Here is a 24,631-nt window from a genome sequence, read left to right on the forward strand (position 1 = left end):
ATGAGTACTGGCGAAGTCCGCACGGGCGGACAGGCCGAGGAGAGGCGCGAGGAACTGGTGCGCGCCCGACTCGCCGGAGGCCGCAGCGGCCGGCGTGCCGCAGTGGTGCCGGTCGAGCGGGGCGGCCCGCTGGCGCTCTCCCACGGTCAGCAGCAGATGTGGTTCCTGAGCAGGCTCGACCCGGACAGCTGGGAGTACAGCGTCCCGGTCGCCCTGCGGCTGCGCGGACCGCTCGACATCTCGGTGCTGCGCCGCAGCTTCGAGGAACTGGTGGCGCGGCACGAGATCCTCCGCACCCGGTACCGCCTCGAAGGTGCCGAGCCGGTCCAGCTGATCGACCCTCCCGCCCCGTTCGGCCTCCCCGTCGACGACCTCACCGACACGACCGACCCCGCCGAGCGGGAACAGCGCGCCTTCGCCCTGGCCGAGGCCGAGCCCGGCCGCCCCTTCGACCTGGAGAACGGCTCGCCGCTGCGGGCCCGGCTCATCCGGATCGCCGAGGACGACCACCTGCTGGTCGTGGTCTTCCACCACGTCGCCTGTGACGAATGGTCCGTCGGCCTGTTCATGTCCGAACTCTCAGCCGTGTACGGGGCGTTCGGCGAGGGCAAGCCGTCACCGCTGGCGCCGATGGCCGTCCAGTACGCCGACTACGCCGCCTGGCAGCACACCCGCCTCGCCGGCGACGACCTGACCAAGCAGTTCGACCACTGGCGCGGTCGGCTGGCCGGCAGCACCCCGCTCGAAGTGCCCACCGACCGGCGCAGGCCGGCCTCGCGCAGCTACGACGGCGACGCGGTGCCCGTCGAGATACCGGCCCCGCTGGCCGAGAAGCTGCGTGCGCTCGGATCCGCACACGGCGCCACCCCGTTCCAGACCCTCCTCGCCGGCTACCAGGCGCTCCTCTCCCGGTACACGGGCCGCGACGACATCGCGGTCGGCACCGTGGTGTCGGGCCGCAGCCGCCCCGAGCTGGAACAGCTGATCGGCTACGGCATCAACACCCTGGTCCTGCGCGGGCAGTGGCAGGGCGACCCGACGTTCAGGGACCTGCTCGTCGGCGCCCGGGAGACCGTGCTCGACGCCTTCGACAACCAGGAGTTCCCGTTCGCGCGGATCGCGGACGAACTCGTGCCGGTACGGGACCTGTCCCGCACCCCCCTGTGCCAGGTGGCCTTCACCATGCACCAGGAGCGCACCCGCGACTTCCAGCTGCCCGGTGTCGAGGCCGAGACCCTGCACGCGACCTCACGTGTCTCGCGCTTCGACCTCACCCTCCAGCTGAGCGAAGCCGCGGACGGCGGCGTCCGCGGCACACTGGAGTACAGCACCGCCCTCTACGACCGGACCACCGTCGAGCGCATGGCCCGGCACCTCGTGCGGCTGGTCGAGTCGGCCGTCGCCGAACCCGACCTGCGGCTCTCCCGCCTCGACATGCTGGACGAGTCCGACCTCGCGGTCCTGCTGCCCGAGCCTGCCTTCTTCGAAGAGCCCGACCGCTGCGTCCACGAGCTCGTCGAGGACCGCGCCGCGGCCACCCCCGACGCCACGGCCGTCGTCTTCGGCAACCAGCACCTCAGCTACGCCGAGCTCAACGCCCGGGCCAACCGGCTCGCCCACCACCTGCGGGCCCACGGCGCACGCCCCGGCGGGCTCGTCGGTGTCAGCCTGGACCGCAACCTCGACCTGGTGCCGACCCTCCTCGCCGTGCTCAAGACGGGAGCCGGCTACCTGCCCCTGGACCCGGAACACCCGGCCGACCGCATCGGCTACACGCTCAAGGACGCGGGAGCCCGGATCGTCGTCACCGCCGGTGCGCACGCCGCGCACCTGGCCGACGTCGTCGACGGGCTGCTCGTCGTGCTGGACGGTGAGGCGGAGACCGCCGCCCTGGCCGCGGCACCGGACAGCAACCCCGAGTCCGGCGCGGTGCCCGACGACCTGATCTACACCATCTACACCTCCGGATCCACCGGGCGCCCCAAGGGTGTCGGCCTCAGCCACACCAACGTCCTCCGCCTGTTCACCGCGACCGACGCACACCTCGGTTTCGACGAGAACGACGTGTGGGCCCTCTTCCACTCCTACGCCTTCGACATGTCGGTCTGGGAGATCTGGGGAGCGCTCATCCACGGCAGCCGGCTCGTGGTCGTACCACCGGACGTGGCCCGCGCGCCCGAGGAATTCCTCCGCCTCCTCACCGAGCAGCAGGTCACCCTCCTCAACCAGACCCCGTCCGCCTTCCGCAGCCTGGTCTCCCTCGCCGCCGACGGGCACCGGCTGCTCGACGAACTCGCGCTGCGAGCCGTGACGTTCGGCGGGGAACGCCTGGACATCCCGGGCCTCAAGCCCTGGGTCGCCCGCCGCGGCCTTGAACAGACCGCGCTGGTCAACCTGTACGGCATCACCGAGACCTGCGTCCACACCACGTACCACCGGCTCACCGACACCGACCTGGAGTCCGACACCGGGAACGCGATCGGCGTACCGCTGCGTGACCTCCAGGTCCACCTGCTCGGCCCGCACGGCGAATTGGTCCCCGCCGGCGTGCCGGGCGAGATCCACGTCGGCGGTCCCGGCGTCGCCCGCATGTACCTCAACCGGCCGGCCCTGACAGCCGAACGCTTCGTACCCGACCCGTACGGAAAGCCCGGCTCCCGGCTGTACCGCAGCGGCGACCTCGCGAGCAGGCGGAGCGACGGCAGCCTCGACTACCTGGGACGCATCGACCACCAGGTGAAGATCCGCGGCCACCGCATCGAACTCGGCGAGATCAAGGCCGCGTTGACCGCGCACCCGCGCGTGCGGGACGCGGTCGTCGTCGCCCGGGAGGACACCCCGGGCGACCGCAGGCTCGTCGCGTACGTCGTACCCACCAGCGAGGCCGTCGCAGCGCCCAGCGAACTGCGCACCCTGCTGGCCAGGTCACTCCCCGACTACATGATCCCGACGGCCTTCCTCGTCGTCGGGAGGATCCCGCTGACCGTCAACGGCAAGCTGGACCAGGCCGCACTGCCGGCCCCCGACCGCAGCGCACTCGGCGTCGAGGCCGCCCACGTCGCACCGCGCACCGCGGCCGAGGAGGAGATGAGCGCCGTCTGGCGCGAGGTGCTCGGGGTCGAACAGGTCGGCGTCGAGGACAACTTCTTCGACCTGGGCGGCGACTCGCTGCGCGCCGTCGCGCTCGTCGGCGCACTGCGCGACAGCGAGTACGACGTGACCGTCCGCGATGTGTTCGAGCACAGGACCCCCGCCGAGCTCGTCCAGTTCATCACCGGACGCCCCGCTCCCGCCAAGGCCGACCCGGCCGTCGAGCCCTTCGCCCTGCTCGCGCAGGAGGACCTCGACCGGCTGCCGACGGGCCTCGTCGACGCCTACCCGCTGGCACAGGTACAGCTCGGCATGGTCGTCGAGATGCTCGCCGACGACGGCCGCAACCACTACCACAACTCGACCAGCTTCCGGATACTCGACGACCAGCTCTTCGACCGCGAGCGGCTTCAGCAGGCCGTGGACACGGTGCTGGCACGGCACGAGATCCTGCGTACCTCCTTCGCGGTCGAGGGCTACTCCGTACCGCTCCAGCTCGTCCACGCCGCGTCCGAGGTCACCTCGACCGTCGGCGGACGGGACCTGCGCGGGCTCGACGGCGCAGCCGTCGAGGCGTCGCTGCGCGCCTTCATGACGGAGGAGCGCACCCAGCTCTTCGACCTGACCCGGGCCCCGCTCGTCCGCTTCACCGGACACACCTGCGACGACGGCTCCTGGTGGCTGACCCTGACCGAGTGCCACGCCGTACTCGAGGGCTGGAGCCACCACTCGCTCCTGATGGAACTGGCCACGACCTACCGCGCACTGCGCGACGGTACGCCGGTCGAGGAGCCCGAACCCGCCGCCGTACGGTACGCGGACTTCATCGCCGCCGAGCTGGTCTCCCTGGCCGGGGACGACGACCGCGACTACTGGCGGACGGTCCTGGAGAACAACGCCACCTTCGAGCTGCCCGCCGGCTGGGGCGACGACCCCGAGGAGACTCCGCGCGGGCTGCACCGCGCCTGGGTGCCGTACCACGACCTGGACGCGGGGCTGCGGACCCTGGCCAGCAAGGCGAAGGTGCCGATCAAGAGCGTCCTGCACGCGGCGCACCTCAAGGTGATGAGCCAGCTCACGCCGGAGGAGTCCTTCTTCACCGGCCTCGTGACCAACGCCAGGCCGGAGGCCGTGGGCGCCGAGCGTGTGTACGGGGTCTACCTGAACCCGCTGCCCTTCGCCTTCACCCGTGGCGCCGAGACCTGGCGCGATCTGGTGCGCCAGGTCTTCGACCAGGAGATCGAGGTCTGGCCGCACCGCCGTTACCCGCTGGGCGTGATGCAGCGTGAGCTCAGCACGAGCGACCGACTGGTCAACGTCCGCTTCAGCTACCAGAACTTCCGACAGGTCGACCAGGACCTCGTCGACTACCCGGCCACGCTCGACGACAGCCCCACCGAGTTCCCGCTGGGTGTCTCCACCCGCGCCGGGTTCATGGTGATCACGGCAAACCGGCACCTCATCGGCAGGGAGGGCACGGACCGCCTCGCGGCGATGTACCGGTCGGTGCTGGAGTCGATGGCCGCGGATGTCGAGGGTGACGCCCGTGAGGTGTTCCTGCCCGGCGGTGAGCGCGAACGCGTGCTGACCGGGTGGAACGACTCGGCGGTGGCGGTGCCGGAGATCGCGGTGCCGGAGCTGGTGGCGCGTCGGATCGCGGAGTCGCCGAGCGCGGTGGCTGTGGAGGCCGGCGGGCGGTCCCTGACCTTCGAGGAACTGGACGTTCGGGCGAACCGGTTGGCGCACAGGCTGCGTGCGGCGGGTGTGGGTCCTGAGTCGACGGTCGCGGTGCTGTTGGATCGTTCGGTCGATCTGGTGGTGTCGTTGCTGGCGGTGTGGCGTGCGGGTGGTGGGTTCGTTCCGATGGACCCGGTGCTGCCGGCCGGGCGTATCGCGGGCATGGTGGCCGACGCGCGGGTGACGGTCGCGTTGACGTCGAGCGAGTACGCGGACCGGTTCGATGTGGCCGTGGTGCGGGTCGACGAGGATGATCCGTCGTCCTTCCCGGACTCGGCTCCGGAGTTGGTGCTGGATCTGGATTCGGTGGCGTACACGGTGTTCACGTCGGGGTCGACGGGGCGGCCGAAGGGTGTGCAGGTTTCGCATCGGAGTCTGGTCAATCATGTGGACTGGGCGGTGCGGGAGTTGGTGTCGTCGGGTTCGGGTGGTGCGCCGGTGTTCTCGTCGGTGGCTTTCGACCTGGTGGTGCCGAATGTGTGGGCGCCGTTGGCCGCGGGGCAGCGTGCGTGGTTGTGGGACGGTGAGCTGACGGAGCTGGGTGAAAGCCTGGTGGCGGCGGGTCCGTTCTCGTTCATGAAGCTGACGCCCGGGCACTTGGAGGTGTTGTCGGGTCAGCTGTCCGACGACCAGATCAGCGAGCTTGCCTCGCGTGTGGTGGTGGCTGGTGAGGCTCTGCCCGGTGGTCTCGTCGAGCGTTGGCGTGTGCTGCTCGGTGAGGGTCGGGTGCTCAATGAGTACGGGCCGACCGAGGCGACGGTGGGTACGTGTGTGTTCCCGCTGGTCGAGGCGTTCGAGGGCGTGGTCCCGATCGGGCGTCCGCTGCCGAACATGGTGATGCGGGTGCTGGACGCGGGTCTTCAGCCGGTACCGGTGGGCGCGGTTGGTGAACTGTTCGTCGGCGGTGCCGGTGTGGCACGGGGTTACGCGTTCCGTCCGGGTGCGACGGCTGAGCGTTTCGTGCCCGACCCGTACGGGCCGGCCGGCGCACGCCTGTATCGCACAGGCGACCTGGTGCGGTGGCGTGGTGATGGTGCGGTCGAGTTCCTGGGCCGTATCGATGATCAGGCCAAGGTGCGTGGTTACCGCATCGAGCTCGGCGAGATCCGTGCCGCGCTGATCGCTCATCCGCAGGTCACCGACGCGACCGTCGTGGTGTCGGAGGACCAGCGGCTGATCGCCTACGTCGTCGGCAGCACGGACGACCTGTCGGCCTGGCTGGCCGGCTCACTGCCGGAGTACATGGTCCCGTCCGTCTTCGTCGGGCTCGACGCTCTTCCGCTGACGGCCAACGGCAAGATCGACCGGCGTGCTCTCCCCGACCCCGAGGGATCGGCCGAGGACACGTACGTCGCACCGCGAACTCCCACCGAGGAGCGCATCGCGGCCGTCTGGAGCCGGGTCCTGGGCGTGGAGAGGGTCGGGGTCGAGGACAACTTCTTCGATCTGGGCGGTCACTCGATCAAGGCCATCGCCCTGGTCGGCGCCCTGCGCGCAGAAGGCTTCGAAGCGGGCGTACGGGACGTGTTCCAGCACCGTACGGTCGCCGGACTCGCCACCGAGCTCACGGGTACGGAACCGGTCACCGAGTCCGCAGTCGTCGCACCGTTCGCACTGATCGGGGACGAGGACCGGGCGAAGCTGCCCACGGGCCTCGTGGACGCCTTCCCGCTGGCGCAGGTGCAGCTCGGCATGCTGGTCGAGATGCTGGCCGACGAGGGCCTGAACAAGTACCACAACACGACTGCGTTCCGGATCAAGGACGGCCGTCCGTTCGACGTCGAGGCCCTGCGCAGTTCCGGGCAGACCGTGGTGGAGCGCCACGAGATGCTCCGCGCGTCCTTCGACCTCGAAGGCTTCGCCGTGCCGCTCCAGCTCATCCACGCGAGCGCCGTCATCCCGGTGACCGTTCAGGACCTGCGCGGACTTGACGCCGATCAGCAGGCAGCAGCGCGCCGGGAGCACACCGCGGCGGAGCGCGCCGAGACGTTCGACCTGTCCCGCGCCCCGCTGATCCGCATCTCCGCGCTCGTCGAGTCCGACGAGGCCTGGTGGCTGTCGGTCAGTGTCTGCCACCCGATCACCGAGGGCTGGAGCCACCGCACCCTGCTCAGCGACATCGTCGAGGGCTACCTGCGGGTGCGTGGCGGCGAAACCCTGCCCGAGGTGGCGGCACCCGCCGTGCGGTACGCGGACTTCGTCGCGGCCGAACTGGAGTCGCTGGCCTCGGACGAGGACAGGAACTACTGGCGGGACGTTCTCGGCTCGCACGCCAAGTTCGAGCTGCCCGCCGGCTGGGGCGACGCCGAGCCCGGCCACCGTGCGAACACCGTGCACGTGCCGCTCACCGACCTCACACCGGGGCTCCGAGCCGCCGCGAGCGGCACAGAAACCTCTCTCAAGGCTGTGCTGCACGCGGCGCACCTGAAGGTGATGAGCCAGCTGACGGCAGAGGACTCCTTCTGCACCGGCCTGGTATCCAGCGGCCGGCCCGAGGTCGTGGGCGCCGAGCAGGTCTACGGCATGTACCTGAACACCGTGCCGTTCGCCTACGAGCGCGGCGCACGCACCTGGCGGGAGCTGATCCGCCAGGTCTTCGACCAGGAGGGCACGCTCTGGCCGCACCGGCGCTTCCCGATGCCGGTGATGCAGCGCGAGCTGAGTGACGGTACGCGGCTGCTCGATGTGCGCTTCAGCTACCTCGACCTGGCGGACGCCCAGGCGGAGACCGACGTCGTCGACACCGAATCCGGGGACGGCGAGGGTGCCACGGAGTTCGGTCTCGCCGTCGCCGCCCGAGGCAGCGGGCTGCTGCTCACGGTCAACCCTCAGGTGCTCGGTGCCACCGGTGCAGAGCGGGTCGCGGCGATGTACCGGTCGGTGCTGGAGTCGATGGCCGCGGATGTCGAGGGTGACGCCCGTGAGGTGTTCCTGCCCGAAGGCGAGCGCGAACAGCTGCTGACCGGGTGGAACGACTCTGCGGTGGTGGTGCCCGAGATCGCGGTGCCTGAACTCGTCGGTCAGTGGGCCGTCGCGGCGCCGGATGCGGTGGCTGTGGAGGCCGGGGACCGTTCGTTGTCGTTCGCTGAGTTGGATGTGCGGGCGAACCGGTTGGCGCACAGGTTGCGTGGGGCGGGTGTGGGTCCTGAGTCGACGGTCGCGGTGCTGTTGGATCGTTCGGTCGATCTGGTGGTGTCGTTGCTGGCGGTGTGGCGTGCGGGTGGTGGGTTCGTTCCGATGGACCCGGTGCTGCCGGCGGGCCGTATCGCGGGGATGGTCGAGGACGCGCGGGTGAGTGTGGCCCTGACGTCGGGTGCCTATGCCGATCGTTTCCCGGGTGTGGAGACGGTGCTCGCCGAGGATGACGTGTCGTCCTTCCCGGGTTCGGTGCCTTCGGGTGTGCTGGATCTGGATTCGGTGGCGTACACGGTGTTCACGTCGGGTTCGACGGGGCGGCCGAAGGGTGTGCAGGTTTCGCATCGGAGTCTGGTCAATCATGTTGACTGGGCGGTGCGGGAGTTGGTGTCGTCGGGTTCGGGTGGTGCGCCGGTGTTCTCGTCGGTGGCTTTCGACCTGGTGGTGCCGAATGTCTGGGCGCCGCTTGCGGCTGGTCAGCGTGCGTGGTTGTGGGACGGTGAGCTGACGGAGCTGGGTGAAAGCCTGGTGGCGGCGGGTCCGTTCTCGTTCATGAAGCTGACGCCCGGGCACTTGGAGGTGTTGTCGGGTCAGCTGTCCGACGACCAGATCAGCGAGCTTGCCTCGCGTGTGGTGGTGGCCGGTGAGGCCCTGCCCGGTGGTCTCGTCGAACGCTGGCGCGTCCTCCTGGGCGAGGGTCGGGTGCTCAATGAGTACGGGCCGACCGAGGCGACGGTGGGTACGTGTGTGTTCCCGCTGGTCGAGGCGTTCGAGGGCGTGGTCCCGATCGGGCGTCCGCTGCCGAACATGGTGATGCGGGTGCTGGACGCGGGTCTTCAGCCGGTGCCGGTGGGCGCGGTGGGTGAGCTGTTCGTCGGCGGTACGGGTGTGGCACGCGGTTACGCGTTCCGTCCGGGTGCGACGGCTGAGCGTTTCGTGCCTGACCCGTTCGGGCCGGCCGGTGCGCGTCTCTACCGCACGGGTGACTTGGTCCGTTGGCGTGGTGATGGTGCGGTTGAGTTCCTTGGGCGTATCGATGACCAGGTCAAGGTGCGTGGTTACCGGATCGAGCTCGGCGAGATCCGTGCCGCGCTGATCGCTCGCCCGCAGGTCACCGACGCGACGGTGGTGGTGTCGGAGGACCAGCGGCTGATCGCCTACGTCGTCGGTACGGGCACCGAGGAGCTGGCCGATGAGCTCGGGGCGTCGCTGCCCGAGTACATGGTCCCGTCCGTCTTCGTCGCACTCGACGCGCTTCCGCTGACGGCCAACGGCAAGATCGACCGACGCGCTCTCCCCGACCCTGAAGGATCGGCCGAGGACACCTACGTCGCGCCCCGCAACCCCACCGAGGAACGCATCGCGGCCGTCTGGAGCCGGGTCCTGGGCGTGGAGAAGGTCGGGGTCGAGGACAACTTCTTCGATCTGGGCGGTCACTCGATCAAGGCCATCGCCCTGGTCGGCGCCCTGCGCGCAGAAGGCTTCGAAGCCGGCGTACGGGACGTGTTCCAGCACCGTACGGTCGCCGGACTCGCCACCGAGCTCGCCGGAACGGAGCCCGGTCAGGAGGATGTCGCGGTCGCACCGTTCGCCCTGGTGTCGGACGAGATCCGCGCGGCGCTGCCGGACGGTCTCGTCGACGCGTACCCGATATCCAAGGTGCAGCTCGGCATGCTGGTCGAGATGCTCGCCGATGACGGGCTGAACAAGTACCACAACACGTCCACGTTCCGGATCAAGGACGGCAGGCCCTTCGACGCCGACGCCCTGCGCCGTGCGGGGCAGACGATCGTGGAGCGCCACGAGATGCTGCGTACGTCGTTCTCCATCGAGGAGTTCGACATCCCCCTCCAGCTGGTCCGTGCGGACGCCGTCATTCCGGTGGTCGTGCAGGATCTGCGGAGCCTGGACGCCGAGCAGTTCACGGAAGCCCGCCGGGCGCACATCGCTGCGGAACGGGCCGAGCTGTTCGAGCTCGGGCGGCCTCCGCTGCTCCGTGTCGCCGCACTCGTCGAGTCCGACGAGGCGTGGCACCTGGGCTTCACGCACTGCCACGCCATCACCGAGGGGTGGAGCCAGCAGTCCCTGTTGATGGAGGTGCTCGACCTCTACCACGCGTACGCGGCGGGTGAGGAGCCCGAGCAGCCGGAGCCGACGGCCGTGCGCTACGCCGACTTCATCGCGGCCGAACAGGAGTCCCTGGAATCGGACGAGGACCGGGGCTACTGGCAGGGGATCATCGACCGGCACGCCATGTGCGTCCTGCCCGCGGACTGGGGTGACGGCAACGCCGCCCCGCGTGAGGACTTCAAGCTCTCGGTGGAGTTCCGCGACATCGAGCCGGCGCTGCGCGCGCTGGCGACGTCCAGCGGTACGTCGTTCAAGGCGGTCCTGCTGGCCACGCACCTGAAGGTGCTCAGCACGGTGACCAACGAGCCGGCCTTCCACACGGGCGTGCTGTACAGCGCACGTCCTGAGGTTCCCGGGGCCGAGCGGGTCTACGGCATGTACCTCAACACGCTGCCGTTCGCCCATGACCGCACGGCGAGGACCTGGAGCGAGCTGATCCGGCAGGTCTTCGACCGCGAGGCCGAGGTCTACGGTCACCGGCGCCATCCGCTTCCCGCGGTGCAGCGTCTGGCCGGCGGGCGGCGGCTGTTCGACATCATGTACCGCTACCAGGACTTCCACCAGGTGGATACCGGGACGGTCGATGTGCAGGCCGGGGCGGGTGACAGCTCCAACGAGTTCACGCTGTCGATCGCCAATGTGCCGGGACGGCTGGTCCTGCGGGCCGTCAGTACCGGTCTCAACCGGGCGAACGCCGAGCGGCTCGCCGGGATGTACCGGGCGGTGCTGGAGGCCATGGCGGCCGATCCGGACGGGGACGTGGACGCGGCGCTGCTGTCCACCGCTGAGCTGACCCAGGTGCTGGAGGACTGGAACGACACCGAGGTGGAGTGGGGATGAGCAGATATGTGCACGAGGTGATCGAGGCGACCGTCTCGGCCACCCCCGATGCCGTCGCCGTGCAGGTGGGCGCGGAGACCCTGACGTACCGCGAGCTCGATGTGCGGGCCAACCGGATCGCGCACCAGCTGCGCGAGGCCGGTGTGGGGCCCGAGTCCGTGGTCGGTGTCCTGCTGAACCGCGGGCTCGACACGCTGCCCGGCCTCCTGGGCATCTGGAAGGCGGGCGGCTCCCATCTGCCCCTGGACGCGGGGCTGCCGGCGGACCGGCTGACCTACATGCTGCGTTCCGCCGGAGCCCGGCTGATCGTGACGCAGGGAAGCCTGTACGAGCGCCTCGGCGGGGGCTTCGACGGTGCGGTCGTCGACCTCGACCGGGACGGCGCTCTGATCGCGGTCCGGCCCGGCACCCGGGTGGAGGAGCCGGCGGACCGGGGCCCGAAGGACCCGTCCCGCGGGCACCGGCTCGCCTACACGCTGTTCACCTCCGGCTCCACGGGGCGTCCCAAGGGGGTGCAGATCGCGCACTTCTCCCTGCTGAACGTCCTGTTCTCGATGCGGGAGCGGTACAAGGCGAATCCGGAGCACACCTGGCTGGCGTCGACGTCGCTTTCCTTCGACATCTCGACGACGGAGCTCTATCTGCCGCTGATCACGGGCGGCCGGGTGGTTCTCGCCGATGACGACCAGGTCCACGACGCGGACGCGCAGCTGCGGCTCGTCGAGACCGCAGGGGTCACCCATGCCCAGGCCACCCCTGCGGGGTGGAAGCTCCTCATCGCCGCCGGTCTTGGCCGTGTGCCGCTGACGGCCGTCACCGGCGGCGAGGAATGCCCGCCCGGGCTCGCCCGTGATCTGAGGGGCAGGGTGGACCGGCTGGTCAACCAGTACGGTCCGACCGAGGCGACGGTCTGGTCCACCGCCTGGGAGATCGAGCCGGACGCCGCCACCGTGCCGATCGGGCGGCCCATCCACAACTACCGGACGTATGTGCTGGATGCGGTGCAGCAGCCCGTGCCGGTGGGTGTGGTCGGTGAGCTGTACATCGCGGGCGCCGGTGTGGCCCGCGGGTACGTCGGGCGGCCGGGGCTGACGGCCGAGCGGTTCCTCCCGGAGCCGTTCGGCGGGAAGCCGGGGTCGCGGATGTACCGGACCGGTGACCTGGCGCGGTTCAGGCCGGACGGGGAGCTGGAGTGCCTCGGCCGGATCGACAACCAGGTGAAGATACGGGGCTACCGCATCGAACTGGGCGAGATCGAGGAAGTGCTCCTGGCCCACCCCGAGGTCAAGGACGCGACGGTGGTCGCCCGCGAGGACGGCAACGGCGAGAAGCTGCTCGTCGCCTACGCGGTCACCGGCGGGTCCGTCGAGCAGGCACAGCTGCGTACGCACCTGGGGGCCTCGCTGCCCTCGTACATGGTGCCCGGCGCGTTCGTCCTGCTCGACGCGATGCCGCTGAACGCGGCCGGCAAGGTCGACCGCAGGGCGCTGCCCGCGCCAGGACGTACGGCGCTGGTCGCCGACCGGGAGTACGTGGCACCGCGCACCAGGACCGAGCAGCTGCTCGTGGCGACCTGCGTCGAGGTGCTCCAGGTGCCCGACGTGGGCGTGCGGGACCGGCTGCTGGACCTGGGGGCCGACTCGATGCGCATCGTCCATGTGATGGCCGCTGCCCGGAAGTCGGGGCTCGACCTCACGCTGCGGATGCTGCTGGACAGCGAGACCATCGAGGATCTCGCGCTGACGATCGACGGCGCCGAGCCCGGAACCGGGCACGCCGAGAAGACCGGGACGACCGGGACGACCGACGGAGGAGCGAGCGTGCCGATGACGATGGTCACAGCAGGTGGGCAGCAGGCCGCGTCCGACGTGGCAGGGGCGATGGAGGCGCACGGGGTGCCCGGCGCCGCTGTCGCGCTTCTCAAGGACGGCCAGCTGGTCGGGGTGCAGGCCTACGGGACGAGGACGGCCGGTGCTCCGGTGACGCTGCGGACCCGGTTCCAGGCCGGTTCGATCAGCAAGCACGTCACGGCCTTCGCGGCGCTGCGGCTCGTCGACCGGGGCGTGCTCGAGCTGGACGCGGACATCGACGGTTACCTGAGCGGTCGCCGTGCCCCCAAGGCGCCGGGCGGCCGGCCGCTGACGCTGCGGCACCTGCTGTCGAACACCGCCGGTCTGTCACAGACGCCCAGCACCTGGTGGCGGCCGGGCGAGACCATGCCGGAGCTGGGGGCCGTACTGGACGAGGTGGAGGCCGAGCACGAGCCGGGGGCGCTGTTCCGCAAGGCCGGCAGCCAGTGGGCGATGATCGAGCAGCTGCTGACCGATGTGACCGCACAGGGATTCCAGGAGCTGGCGGCGGAGCTGGTGTTCGGCCCCCTGGGCATGCGGGACAGCTCCTTCCTCGCTCCCGGTGCCCCGCACGCCGCAGGCAGGGACGTCGCCGACGGTCACGACCAGCACAGCCGTGCGCTCCTGGACGGCTACCGGGTACGCCCGGTGCTCGCGGGCAGCGGCCTGTGGTCCACACCTTCCGATCTGGCCCAGCTGGCGGTGGAGATCCGGCAGGCCCATCTGGGCTTCTCGGACCTGCTGTCCGCGCGGTCCGCGGGTGTCATGCTCACGGAGGCGTTCCCCGGGAGCTTCTACGGTCTGGGCACCGTGGTCGACGGCTCGATGGCGGACCCGGAGTTCGGGCACGGCGGGCAGACGGCCGGGTTCCGTGCGCTGACCTCGCTGCGGCTTCGGTCAGGCAACGGCTGTGTCGTCATGACGAACTCCGACAACGGCAAGCATGTGCACAAGGTCGTCGCCGCGCTCCTCGGCCGTGATCTGGAGGTCACCGGCTGAAACGCGTCCCTTGACACGGGAGATGACGGGCCGCCGCCGGTTCCGGGCGGCGGCCCCGCACCCGGCCCGGGAACCCGCCCGGGAACCAGGCCGGGGGGCGAGGCTTCCACCCCCGCATCACAAGGCCAAGGCCAAGGCGTTACCGAACGAATAACCCGCGAATAAGGCACCCGCATAGCTTCTGCAGCGAGCACACGTTCGCATTAGCCAGACGGGGGGTGCCGAATGGACTTCCGAGTCCTCGGCCCGGTTGAAGCTCACAAGGACGGCACACGCGTTGCGCTGTCCGGTTCCAAGGTGCACACAGTGCTCGCGTCCCTGCTGCTCGCAAGAGGGCGCGTGGTGTCCGACACCCGGCTCAATACGCTCCTGTGGGGATGGGAGCCGCCGGCGACGTCCGGCGCACAGATCTATACGTACATGTCCAGGCTTCGCAAGCTTCTGGGCGATGAAGTCCGGATCGAGCGTCGCCAGCCCGGCTATCTGCTCGCCGCGCCGCACTGCAGAGTTGACCTTCTGGAGTTCGAGCGGCTGGAGAAGCTGGGGCGCGACGCGCTGCGCCGTAAGCGCTTCGGCGAGGCCGGGGCGCTGCTCACGGAGGCGCTGGGGCACTGGCAGGGAACGGCGCTCTCCAACGTCACCGAACACCTCGCCGACGCCGCGCTTCCTCAGCTGGAGGAGGCGCGGATGCACGCGCTCGAAAGCCGGATCGAGGCGGACCTCGCGCTCGGCCGGCACGAGCAGCTCACCGCCGAACTCACCGGCCTCGTCGCGCAATTTCCGCTGAGGGAGAAGTTGCGTGCACAGCTGATGACGGCGTACTACCGCGGCGGGCGCCAGAGCGACGCGCTGCAGAGCTACTACGAGGGACGCAGTCTGCTCGCCGAACAGCTCGGCATCGACCCCGGCGAGGCACTCGGATCGACGTACGAGGCCGTGCTCGCCGGTAACCGGGGCCCCGGGCCCGGGGCCAGGCCCCGGCAGAGCGAGGAGTCCGGTTACGAGACCGACGACGCCCCGGCGATGCTGCTGCCCCCGGACACCGAGGACTTCATCGGTCGCCAGGCCGAACTCACCGCCCTGCGCGCCCAGCTGGCCGACGCCGCGGCCGGCCGTGGCCCGCGCCATCTGCTGGTCACCGGCATGGCGGGCGTGGGCAAGACGGCGCTCGCCGTGCACGCCGCCCACGCCGGCGCCGCGCACTACCCCGGTGGCTGTCTCTTCGCCGAACTCGACCAGCCCGACGGCCGGCCTCGGCCGCCCGCAGAGGTGCTCACGACACTGCTGCGGGGGCTGGACGAACGCGTCGGCAGGGGCGGTACGGGCAGCGGTGCGGACGGGCGCATGGAACTGGACGAGCTGGTGCGTCTCTACCGCAGACGCACAGCGGGCAAGCGACTCCTGATCGTCCTCGACGGCGCCGTCGGCAGCGGCGGGCTCGACCCTCTGCTGTCCGGGTCGCCGGACGCGGTCGTCCTGATCACGAGCCGTGCCCGGCTGACCCAGGTGACGACAGCGCGAACGACCGCGCTCGCCCCGTTCGACGAGGGAGCCGCGTTCGACCTGCTGGCCGCGTCCGCCGGCCGTGCGCGGCTGCTGGCCGAGCCCGACGCGACCGACGATGTGCTCGCCTACTGCGCGGGACTGCCGCTCGCGCTCCGCGTCACGGGGAGCAGGCTCGCCGCGCGCCCCTTCTGGCCCGTCGCCCGGCTCGCCGAGCGGCTGGCGGATCCGGAGACCCGGCTGCGGGAGCTGTCCTACGGCGGGATCGACGTGATCGGCGCGCTGATGCCGGCGCTGCGGCAGCTACCCGGATCCGAGCAGGCACGGACCACACTGATCCAGCTGGCGGACATCGGTGCGGAGGCGTTCCCCGCACAGCGGGCGGCCACGCATCTGGGGACCCGGGAACCGGCGGCGGAGCAGCGCCTCGAACGACTGGTGGACGGTGCGCTGCTCGACATCTGCGGTGTCGACCGGCAGGGCCGGCCGCTCTACCGCTTCCACGAACTGGTGCTGCTCCTGGCCAGGTTACTGAAGGACACGGCGCACCGTGGACAGCCCGAACAGCCCGAAGCCACCGCCGCCCACTGAGCGGGGCCCACATGTCGGCGCCCGTGCCCCGTGTGCCACGGTCCGTGCCGTGCGTGTCACCGCCCGTGCGGTGTCACAGCGCGCCGGGAACGGTGCCCCGCACCGGGGCTTCGGGCGAGTGGATCCGCACCGGACCGCAGGCCGGCTCGGTCTCGGCGGGCTGGGCGACGGCGGCGGCCACGCGTGCGGAGAGCGTCAGATCACGTACGACCCAGGCGGTACGGCCGTCGGGGTGCAGCGCGTCGGGAGTGCCGGGGCAGTGCATCAGCACGGTGTCCGTCGTCGCAGGATAGGACTCGACCTGATCCGGACGGACCCCATCCGATACATGCCCCAAGGCTCTGAGGACGGCCTCCTTCCGGGTCCAACATCGGTAGAAGACCTTGTCCCGGGCCGCGCCCCTCGGCAGCTCGAGCAGATGGAGCGCCTCGTCGGGGGTGAGCCACGACTCGCTCAGCACGTCCTGGCGTACCGGCCGCAGACGCTCCACGGCCACGCCGATCGCGGCCCCGGTCCCCACCGTGAGGACGGTGTGGTCGCCGGTACGGGCCAGGCCTATGGCCAGAGGGACTTCCGGTCTTTCGAGACGTGTGGGGCCGTGCCCGGGATCTCCGCAGACCGAACAGAGCTGCCTCGCGATGTCGACGTCCCCCGGTGCGACGGCGAGGAGCTCCCCGACAGCCCTGCGCGCCGTCGCCCTAGTGTGGACGTACGCCGCCGCATCCCGCTCCGCATGCAGGCACAGGGCCTGCCGGAACTCCTCGGTGTTGAGCAGGGCAAGATCCGCGGGATCGGTCCGCAACGGCCGGCGCCACCACCAGACATGCGTGTCTCCGCCGGCGCGGAGCGCGCGGAACACGGCCGCGGGACTGTCCTCAGCCCCGCGGCCGCCGCTGTTCTCGAACATGTTGCGAGGGGGCGCCATAAGCACTCTCTGTCATTTCGACTGCCGGCTGCGTGGCGCGGACCGTACCGCCCTCGTATATCGCGGATATATTTTCTTCGCCGCCAGGGCCGCCGGAGACGGGCACTGCGAGGGTGGCCGGAGGGCGGCAGGAGCGGGCGCCTGAAGCGCACACACGGAGCGGGCGCCGGGATCCCGGCGCCCGCTGTTCACCTCCGCGGGCCGGGTGTGTACCCCTCCGGCCCGCGGATGCTCAGTGCCAGCTCTCGTCATCCGTGCCGTTGCCGGCCTGCCCGCCGGTCACGGCCGACAGGCCGGGCTCGTTGCCGGCCTGCGCCGCCGAGGCCGCTCCGGCACCGGCGACGGTGCACAGCCCCACGAGAACAGCGGTGATCGTGGCGGTGGCGATTGTGTGACGGACGTTCTGCATGACTTGACTTCCCCCATGTCGGCAACGTGCTATGCGATGAACGTTATGGCACCAGGGTTTCGGCTCATTATCACTCCGCTTTCGGTTTCCGGGGCCGCCGATATCGAAGGTGAAGGGATTCCGGGTACCGGTAGGTAGGAACCGGTCAGCGGATTGTGGAACCGTCAGTGGATTTCTGGCGTCTCTTCTGCGGGACATGTTTCGACGAGCGCCAGATGCGCTCGCTCCACCCATGTCTCGACACCGATCCGGGTGAAGTCCGCCCGTGCCTCGGTGAAATATCGCTGGGCGTCCTGGAGGTCGCCGCATTCCCTGGACGCCTCGCCCAGGGCCAGTTTGATTTTCCCCTCGACCAGAGCGCTGTCGACCAGTCCCACGATTTCGAGTGCGTGCCGCAGCGTTTCCCTCGCCTGCGCCCAGCTGCGCGTGCCCAGTCTTGCCTCGCCCAGCCCGAGCAGCCCATGGGCCAGACCGAACATGTCGGCCTTGGCCCGGACGATCCGGATCATCCGCAGGAACGCCTCCTCCGCCAGGCCGTACTCCTGCTGCGCGAGGTACACCCGGGCCAGCCGGTGGGTCCCGAGCGCCAGACTGCGGGCTCCGCCCTCACCGATCGCCGTGGAGACCCGCAGCGATTCGAGGCTCAGCTGCTTCGCCGAGTCCGTACGGCCACGGTCCAGCTCGATCTGCGCCATGTTGTTCAGCGCATGGGCCTCCGACGAGAGGTCGCCGACCGTCCGGAACGTCGCCAGGGCCTGTGCGCTGCGGTTCATGGCGGTCTCCAGGTCCCCGCGCATCTCGTCGATCATGGCCATGTTGCGCAGGACGAGGGCGTGGCCGTGCGCCTCGCCCGCCCGGTCATGGAGCGCGAGAGCCTGGGTGAAGGACGTGTACGCCCCGCCGAAGTCGCGCTGGCGCATCTCCAGCGCCCCGAGACTGTGCAGCATCGCGGCCTGGCCACGGGCGTTGTCGGCCGCCCTGGCGGCGGCGAGCGCCCGCTCGCTGCACTCGCGCCAGTCGTCGAGGTAGTTGCGCGTCTCGAAGAGCACCATGACGGACATCGTCAGATCCCAGGCGAGCTCGTCCATACCGAGCGCGGCGGCCCGCTCGACGACCGAGACCAGGGAGAGCCGCTCGGTCTCCAGCCAGTCGAGCGGGGCGGTGAGCAGCCCGGCGCCGAGTTCGTCCGGCAGCGGATGGCGGGGCACCGCGCTGTGGATGATGCTGAAGTCGCCCCCGTAGGAGCGGCGGTGAGCCTGCTCGGCCAGCGAGAGATAGGCCCGGAAGGCGCGTTGCCGTGCGGCTTGTCTCTCCTCGGGGGTCTCCTCCACCTCGCCGCGCTCACGGGCGAACAGCCGCAGCAGGTTCTGGAACCGGTAGCGGGGGTGCCCCGTCGCGTCCAGGCCGACCACGTCGAGGAACTGCGCGTCGACCAGTTGCTCGATGAGCCGCTCCCCGGTCAGCAGATCCGTGTCCAGCAGCGCGGAGGCGACCCAGGCCCCGAAATCCGGCACATCGAGCAGGCCCAGGCTCCGGTACAGCAGCGCCGTCGACGGGGAGAGGCCGCGGTAGGTCAGGGCGAAACTGGCACGCACCTGGGACTCTCCCGAGCTCAGCTCGTCCAGGCGAAGCCCTTCGTCGCTCAGCCGCCGCACCAGGCGCGACACCGTCCAGTGCGGCTTGGAGGCGAGCCGCGCCCCGGCGATGCGCAGGGCGAGCGGCAACAGGTCGCACAGCTCCGCGAGCCGGGCGGCGGACAGCGGGTCGGCGGCGATGCGCTCCTCGCCGACGATCTTCCCGAGGAGCTCGACCGCCTCGTACGGTGACAGTCGGCCGAGCCGCACCCAGGCCTGCGGCGGCCAGGCGACCATCTCGGGCAGTTGCTCCCTGCTGGTCACCACGACGCAGCAGCCCCCGCTGCTCGGCAGCAGCGGGCGCACCTGCGCGAACGTGCGAACGTTGTCGAGCACCACCAGCACCCGGCGGTCTGCGAGCAGACTGCGGTAGAGCGCCGCGCGTTCCTCGGGTTCGGCCGGTATCTGCCCTATGGGCACCGAGAGGGAGCGCAGGAACCGGCCGAGGATCTCCCCGGCGGTCGTGGGCTCCAGATGCTCGTCGTAGCCGCGGAGGTCGGCGAAGAGCTGGCCGTCGGGGAAGCGGTCGGCGACGCTGTGCGCCCAGCGGACCGCCAGACATGTCTTGCCGACCCCGCCGACCCCGGTGATCAGACCCGTGGCCGGGCCGTGTGCCACCGCGCTGAGTTCGAGCAGTTCGTCGAGCTGGGCCAGCTCCTCCTTACGGCCGGCGAGACCCGACACATCGGGCGGAAGCTCCAGCGGGTCGCCGACGGGTTTCTGCCCCGGCAGCGCGTCGCCGCCCGCGCCCTCCGGCCCGTGAGCGGTCAGCGAGGGCTCGTCCTGCAGGATCGCGTTGTGCAGCTCGGACAGGGCAGGACCCGGTTCGAGGCCGAGCTCATCGATGAGCCAGCGGCGTCCGTCCCTGAAGGTCTCCAGGGCCTCCGCCCGCCGGCCCGAGTGGTACTGGGCGGTTATCAGTTGATGCCGTGCCCGCTCGCGCAGCGGATGCTCGCGGACCATCGCCGCCAGATCGGGAAGGATCTTCTGGTGGTCGCCGAGCCGCAGGTGCACGGCCGTGGCGTTCTCGTAGGTGTCGAGGCGCAGTTCCTCCAGCCGCCGCGCCTCGTCCTCCACGAGCCTTCCCGTCACGCCCGCCAGCGGCCGGCCGCGCCACAGCTTCAGCGCGTCCGCGTAGCAACGGGCGGCCTCGGCGAGCCTGTTGTTCTTGACGGCCAGCTCGGCCGCCGCGACCAGCCCGGAGAACTCCTCCGAGTCCAGCTGGTGCATGCCCACCTGGAGGAGGTAGCCGGGGTGGGCGGTGACGATGACCTCGCCGGGGAAGCCGGCGGTCTTGAACGTCTTGCGCAGCGCCGCGATACAGATGGACACCTGGGTACGAGCGGTGGCCGGTGGGCGGTCGCCCCACACGGCCTCGATCAGGGTGTCGACCGGGACGATCCTGCCCGGGCTGAGCAGCAGCACGACGAGAATGGTCCGGTGCCGTGGCCCCCCGACCGGCACCTGCTCGGTCCCGGACGTCACTTCCAGGGGCCCTAACACCTTGAAGGTCAGCCGCTTCTCCATGTATCCCCCTTGCCTCCCGTACGGTGGAAGCAATTGTTCCTGTTGCCTGGCAGCCGGCCCACCACTCCCGCATCGTGGTTTTTCCTGAGCCGGTGCTGCGGTCTCACGATACGGCGACCTTACGATCTACCGCCCGGTACATGGGCGCTACTCCAGAGTAAGTGGCAACTCTTTCGCCGGAATGTCATGTTACTCGCGCGGTAGGCCGCTAAAAGCCCAGGGGGTTTCGGGCGAGTGGATTCGCGGAACATTGCGCGCTGCTGGCGAAAAATATAGGTCCTGCCGAATCCAGGTGCGTCCGCGGGTAACACTATTCGGGCGGAGTGGCGGCCGTTCTTATGTGAGCACTGTTCATGTTTTCCCCCGCAGTCAATTCCGGGGATATGCCGCCTGGACATGCCTGGCATCGGACATGACAAGGGGGCTGCCGGGGCTCGCGCCCCGACAGCCCCCTGCGTCACACGGTCAGAGGCGCTCGGGCGTCCTGATGCCGAGCAGCTTCATGCCCTGGTGGAGGGTGCGGGCGGTGAGCTCGACGAGGAACAGCCGGTTCTCGACGACCTCCGCCGGGTTGTCGTCGCTCAGCACCTGGCACTGGTCGTAGAACGTGGTGAGGTGCGAGGCCAGCTGGTACAGATACGCGGCCAGCTTGTGCGGCTCGTACCCCTCGGCGACCTCGGCCAGGACCTCGCCGAACCGGTCCAGATGCAGGCCCAGCGCGCGCTCGGCCGGGGCCAGGTCCAGCTCCGGGTGCGCGACGGGCTTCGCGTCGCCCGCCTTGCGCAGGATGGAGCGGATCCGGGCGTAGGCGTACTGGAGGTACACCGAGGTGTCGCCGTTCAGCGATACCATCTGCTCCAGGTCGAACTTGTAGTCCCGCACGGCTGAGGTCGACAGGTCCGCGTACTTCACGGCGCCCACGCCGACGTACCGGCCGTTCTCGACGATCTCCTCCTCGGTCAGGCCCACCTTCTCGGCCTTCTCCCGGACCACCGCGGTGGCCCGCTCGACGGCCTCGTCCAGGAGGTCCTCCAGCCGGACCGTGACGCCCTCACGGGTCTTGAACGGCTTGCCGTCCTTGCCCAGTACCGTGCCGAAGGCCAGCTGGTACGCGGTGACGTCGTCGTTCAGCCAGCCGGCGCGGCGGGCCGTCTCGAAGACCATCTTGAAGTGCAGGGACTGCCGGGCGTCGACGACGTACAGCAGGGTGTCGGCCTTCAGCCCCTGGACCCGGTCGCGGATCGCGGAGAGGTCGGTGGCCGCGTAGCCGTAGCCGCCGTTGGTCTTCTTGACGATCAGCGGCACCGGGTTGCCGTCCGGGCCCTTCACATCGTCGAAGAACACGCACAGCGCGCCCTCGGAGCGGACGGCGACGCCCGTCTCCTCCAGGATCCGGCAGGTCTCCTCCAACATGTCGTTGTAGCCGGACTCGCCCACGATGTCGGGGTCGTCGATCGTCATGTCGAGCTTGTCGAAGACGGAGTAGAAGTAGACCTTCGACTCGTCGACGAACCGCTGCCAGTGCGCCAGCGTCTCCGGGTCACCGGCCTGGAGGGCCACCACCCGGTCACGGGAGCGCGCCTTGAACTCCTCGTCGGAGTCGAAGAGGACCCGCGACGCCTTGTAGACGCGGTTCAGCGACGACATCGCCGCCTCGCCGTCCGCCTCGTCGCCCTCGTGGGTCAGCTCGTCCGGGTGCTCGAAGAGATACTGGATGAGCATGCCGAACTGGGTGCCCCAGTCGCCGATGTGGTGGCGCCGGACCACGCTCTCGCCGGTGAACTCCAGGATCTGGGCCATCGCGTCACCGATGACCGCCGACCGCAGATGGCCGACGTGCATCTCCTTGGCCACGTTCGGCTGGGCGTAGTCGATGACGGTCGTGCCCGCATCGGCCTTCAGCGGGACGCCGAGCCGGTCGCCGTCGGCGGCGCGCGCGGCGAGCGTCCGGACGATCGCCGCGTCGGTGAGCGTGACGTTCAGGAAGCCGGGGCCCGAGACCTCGATGTCCTTGATCAGGTCACCGGTGTCACCGGTGGGAAGCTCCGCCGTCACCTTGGAGGCCAGCTCGCGCGGGTTGCCCTTGAGCTTCTTGGCGAGCGCGAGGATCCCGTTGGCCTGGAAGTCGGCCCGGTCACTTCGGCGCAGCAGCGGGTCCGCGGTGCCGGCCTCCGGCAGAGCTGCCGTCAGGGCGTCCGCGAGCTGCTGCTGGAGCGTGGAAGCAAGGGAAGGGACCGAGGCCATGAGCCGGCTGCCGTTTCGGTAGAGGACAGGTGATCACTCCAGTATCCCACGGGGGGTAAAGCCGTTTTCGCGCTGCGGGGGGTAGCTGGGAGAATGAAGGGTGTCCCTCATGGGGGCGCCCCCTACGAGTCCTACACGAGAGAAGGACGTGCCGACCGTGGCTTCGAGTCAGAGCAGCACCGAGACCGACTGGGTCTCCCGCTTCGCGGACGATGTCATCGCCGAATCGGAGCGACGTGCGCCTGGCAAACCGGTCGTCGTCGCGTCCGGGCTCTCCCCGTCGGGCCCAATCCACCTGGGCAACCTCCGCGAGGTCATGACCCCGCACCTGGTCGCCGACGAGATCCGCCGCCGCGGGCACACCGTGCGGCACCTGATCTCCTGGGACGACTACGACCGCTACCGCAAGGTGCCGAACGGCGTCGATGGCGTCGACGACTCCTGGCAGGCGCACATCGGTAAGCCGCTGACCTCGGTGCCCGCCCCGGCCGGGTCGGCCTACCCGAACTGGGCCGAGCACTTCAAGGCCGCGATGACCGCCGCGCTGGACGAGCTCGGCGTCGAGTACGACGGCATCAGCCAGACCGAGCAGTACACGGCGGGGACGTACCGCGAGCAGGTCCTGCACGCGATGAGGCACCGCGCGGACATCGACGCCGTCCTCGACCGCTACCGCACCAAGAAGGACGGCGCGGCGGGCGGCAAGGGCGGCAAGAAGCCGCAGCAGAAGAAGGTCGACGAGGCCGAGCTGGAGGCCGCCGAGGGCTCAGGCGCCGCGGACGAGGACGACGGCGGCTCGGGCGCCGCCGGCTACTTCCCGTACAAGCCCTACTGCGGCAACTGCGAGAAGGACCTCACCGTCGTCACCTCCTACGACGACGACACGACCGAGCTGAACTACACCTGCTCGGCGTGCGGCTTCGCCGAGACCGTCCGGCTCAACGAGTTCAACCGCGGCAAGCTGGTCTGGAAGGTCGACTGGCCGATGCGCTGGGCCTACGAGGGCGTGATCTTCGAGCCCAGCGGCGTCGACCACTCCTCGCCCGGCTCCTCCTTCGTCGTCGGCGGCCAGATCGTCCGCGAGATCTTCGACGGCGTCCAGCCGATCGGCCCGATGTACGCGTTCGTCGGGATCTCCGGCATGGCCAAGATGTCCTCCAGCAAGGGCGGCGTGCCGACCCCGGCCGACGCGCTGAAGATCATGGAGGCACCCCTGCTGCGCTGGCTGTACGCGCGCCGCAGGCCGAACCAGTCCTTCAAGATCGCCTTCGACCAGGAGATCCAGCGGCTGTACGACGAGTGGGACTCGCTGGCCCGCAAGGTCGCCGACGGCACGGTGCTCCCCGCCGACGCCGCCGCCCACGCCCGCGCCATCGGTACGGCCGCGGGAGAGCTGCCCAGCACCCCCCGGCCGCTGCCGTACCGCACGCTCGCCTCGGTCGCCGACATCACCGCCGGCGCGGAGGACCAGACGCTGCGCATCCTCAGCGAGCTCGACCCGGAGCACCCGCTGACCTCGCTCGACGAGGTGCGGCCCAGGCTCGACCGCGCCGAGAGCTGGATCACCACGCAGGTGCCGGCCGAGGCACGCACCATCGTCCGCGACGAGCCGGACAAGGAACTGCTCGGCTCCCTGGACGAGCAGGGCCGTGAGTCGCTGCGGCTGCTGCTGGAAGGGCTCGACTCGCACTGGTCGCTGGACGGCCTGACCACGCTCGTCTACGGAGTGCCGAAGGTGCTGGAGGGCCTGGAGCCGGACGCCAGGCCGACGCCCGAGCTGAAGGTCGCCCAGCGCTCCTTCTTCGCGCTGCTGTACCGGCTGCTCGTCGGCCGCGACACCGGCCCCCGTCTGCCCACGCTGCTCCTCGCGGTCGGAGCGGACCGGGTGCGGACGCTGCTCGGCGCGTAGCACCGGCGGGATTCGACCCTCAGGTCCTTCGTCAACATCATCGCCACCCCCAAGGGCGGCACCCACGTCAGCGGCTTCGAGCGCTCGCTCACGAAGACCGTGAACGAG

Annotated in this window: 8 protein-coding genes and 1 pseudogene; 5 read left to right on the top strand and 4 right to left on the bottom strand. The window is 70.2% G+C overall.

Annotation, left to right across the window (positions count from 1 at the left end; genetic code table 11):
- The 3 genes from AB0C75_RS32965 to AB0C75_RS32975 all read left to right on the top strand — a co-directional run bounded on the left by AB0C75_RS32965 (position 1) and on the right by AB0C75_RS32975 (position 15,875).
- On the top strand, positions 1-10,932 hold the full coding sequence (locus AB0C75_RS32965; RefSeq protein WP_362895735.1) for an amino acid adenylation domain-containing protein: 10,932 nt from the start codon (positions 1-3) through the stop codon (positions 10,930-10,932).
- Positions 10,929-13,781, top strand: coding sequence for an amino acid adenylation domain-containing protein (locus AB0C75_RS32970; protein ID WP_362895737.1), 2,853 nt, complete (start codon positions 10,929-10,931; stop codon positions 13,779-13,781). Before AB0C75_RS32965 ends, AB0C75_RS32970 begins: the two co-directional genes overlap by 4 nt.
- Positions 13,782-14,078: 297 nt before the next feature.
- Entirely contained in the window at positions 14,079-15,875 is a 1,797-nt protein-coding gene (locus tag AB0C75_RS32975) for a BTAD domain-containing putative transcriptional regulator (protein ID WP_362895739.1), read from the top strand.
- Between the two features lie 73 nt (positions 15,876-15,948).
- Here the strand turns inward: AB0C75_RS32975 and AB0C75_RS32980 are convergent, their stop codons facing one another.
- The 4 genes from AB0C75_RS32980 to argS all read right to left on the bottom strand — a co-directional run bounded on the left by AB0C75_RS32980 (position 15,949) and on the right by argS (position 22,614).
- Positions 15,949-16,782: a 4'-phosphopantetheinyl transferase superfamily protein gene (locus AB0C75_RS32980; RefSeq protein ID WP_362895741.1), complete on the bottom strand. Its 834-nt coding sequence runs from the start codon at positions 16,780-16,782 to the stop codon at positions 15,949-15,951.
- 250 nt (positions 16,783-17,032) lie between these two features.
- Positions 17,033-17,209: a hypothetical protein gene (locus AB0C75_RS32985; protein ID WP_362895743.1), complete on the bottom strand. Its 177-nt coding sequence runs from the start codon at positions 17,207-17,209 to the stop codon at positions 17,033-17,035.
- A 164-nt stretch (positions 17,210-17,373) separates the two neighbouring features.
- Complete coding sequence (locus tag AB0C75_RS32990; RefSeq protein ID WP_362895744.1) at positions 17,374-20,370, bottom strand: BTAD domain-containing putative transcriptional regulator; 2,997 nt, start codon at positions 20,368-20,370, stop codon at positions 17,374-17,376.
- Positions 20,371-20,835: 465 nt separating this feature from the next.
- Positions 20,836-22,614, bottom strand: a complete 1,779-nt coding sequence (argS, locus tag AB0C75_RS32995; protein WP_362895746.1) for an arginine--tRNA ligase — start codon at positions 22,612-22,614, stop codon at positions 20,836-20,838.
- Positions 22,615-22,762: 148 nt separating this feature from the next.
- On the opposite strand from argS, the gene lysS reads away from it, so the two are divergent.
- Both lysS and AB0C75_RS33005 read left to right on the top strand, forming a co-directional pair.
- Complete coding sequence (lysS, locus tag AB0C75_RS33000; protein WP_362895748.1) at positions 22,763-24,523, top strand: lysine--tRNA ligase; 1,761 nt, start codon at positions 22,763-22,765, stop codon at positions 24,521-24,523.
- Positions 24,524-24,544: 21 nt separating this feature from the next.
- Positions 24,545-24,631, top strand: a pseudogene (locus tag AB0C75_RS33005) (hypothetical protein); the annotation flags it as partial.

The sequence above is a fragment of the Streptomyces sp. NPDC048565 genome, assembly GCF_040650935.1.
In the GTDB taxonomy this organism is placed as follows: Bacteria; Actinomycetota; Actinomycetes; order Streptomycetales; family Streptomycetaceae; genus Streptomyces.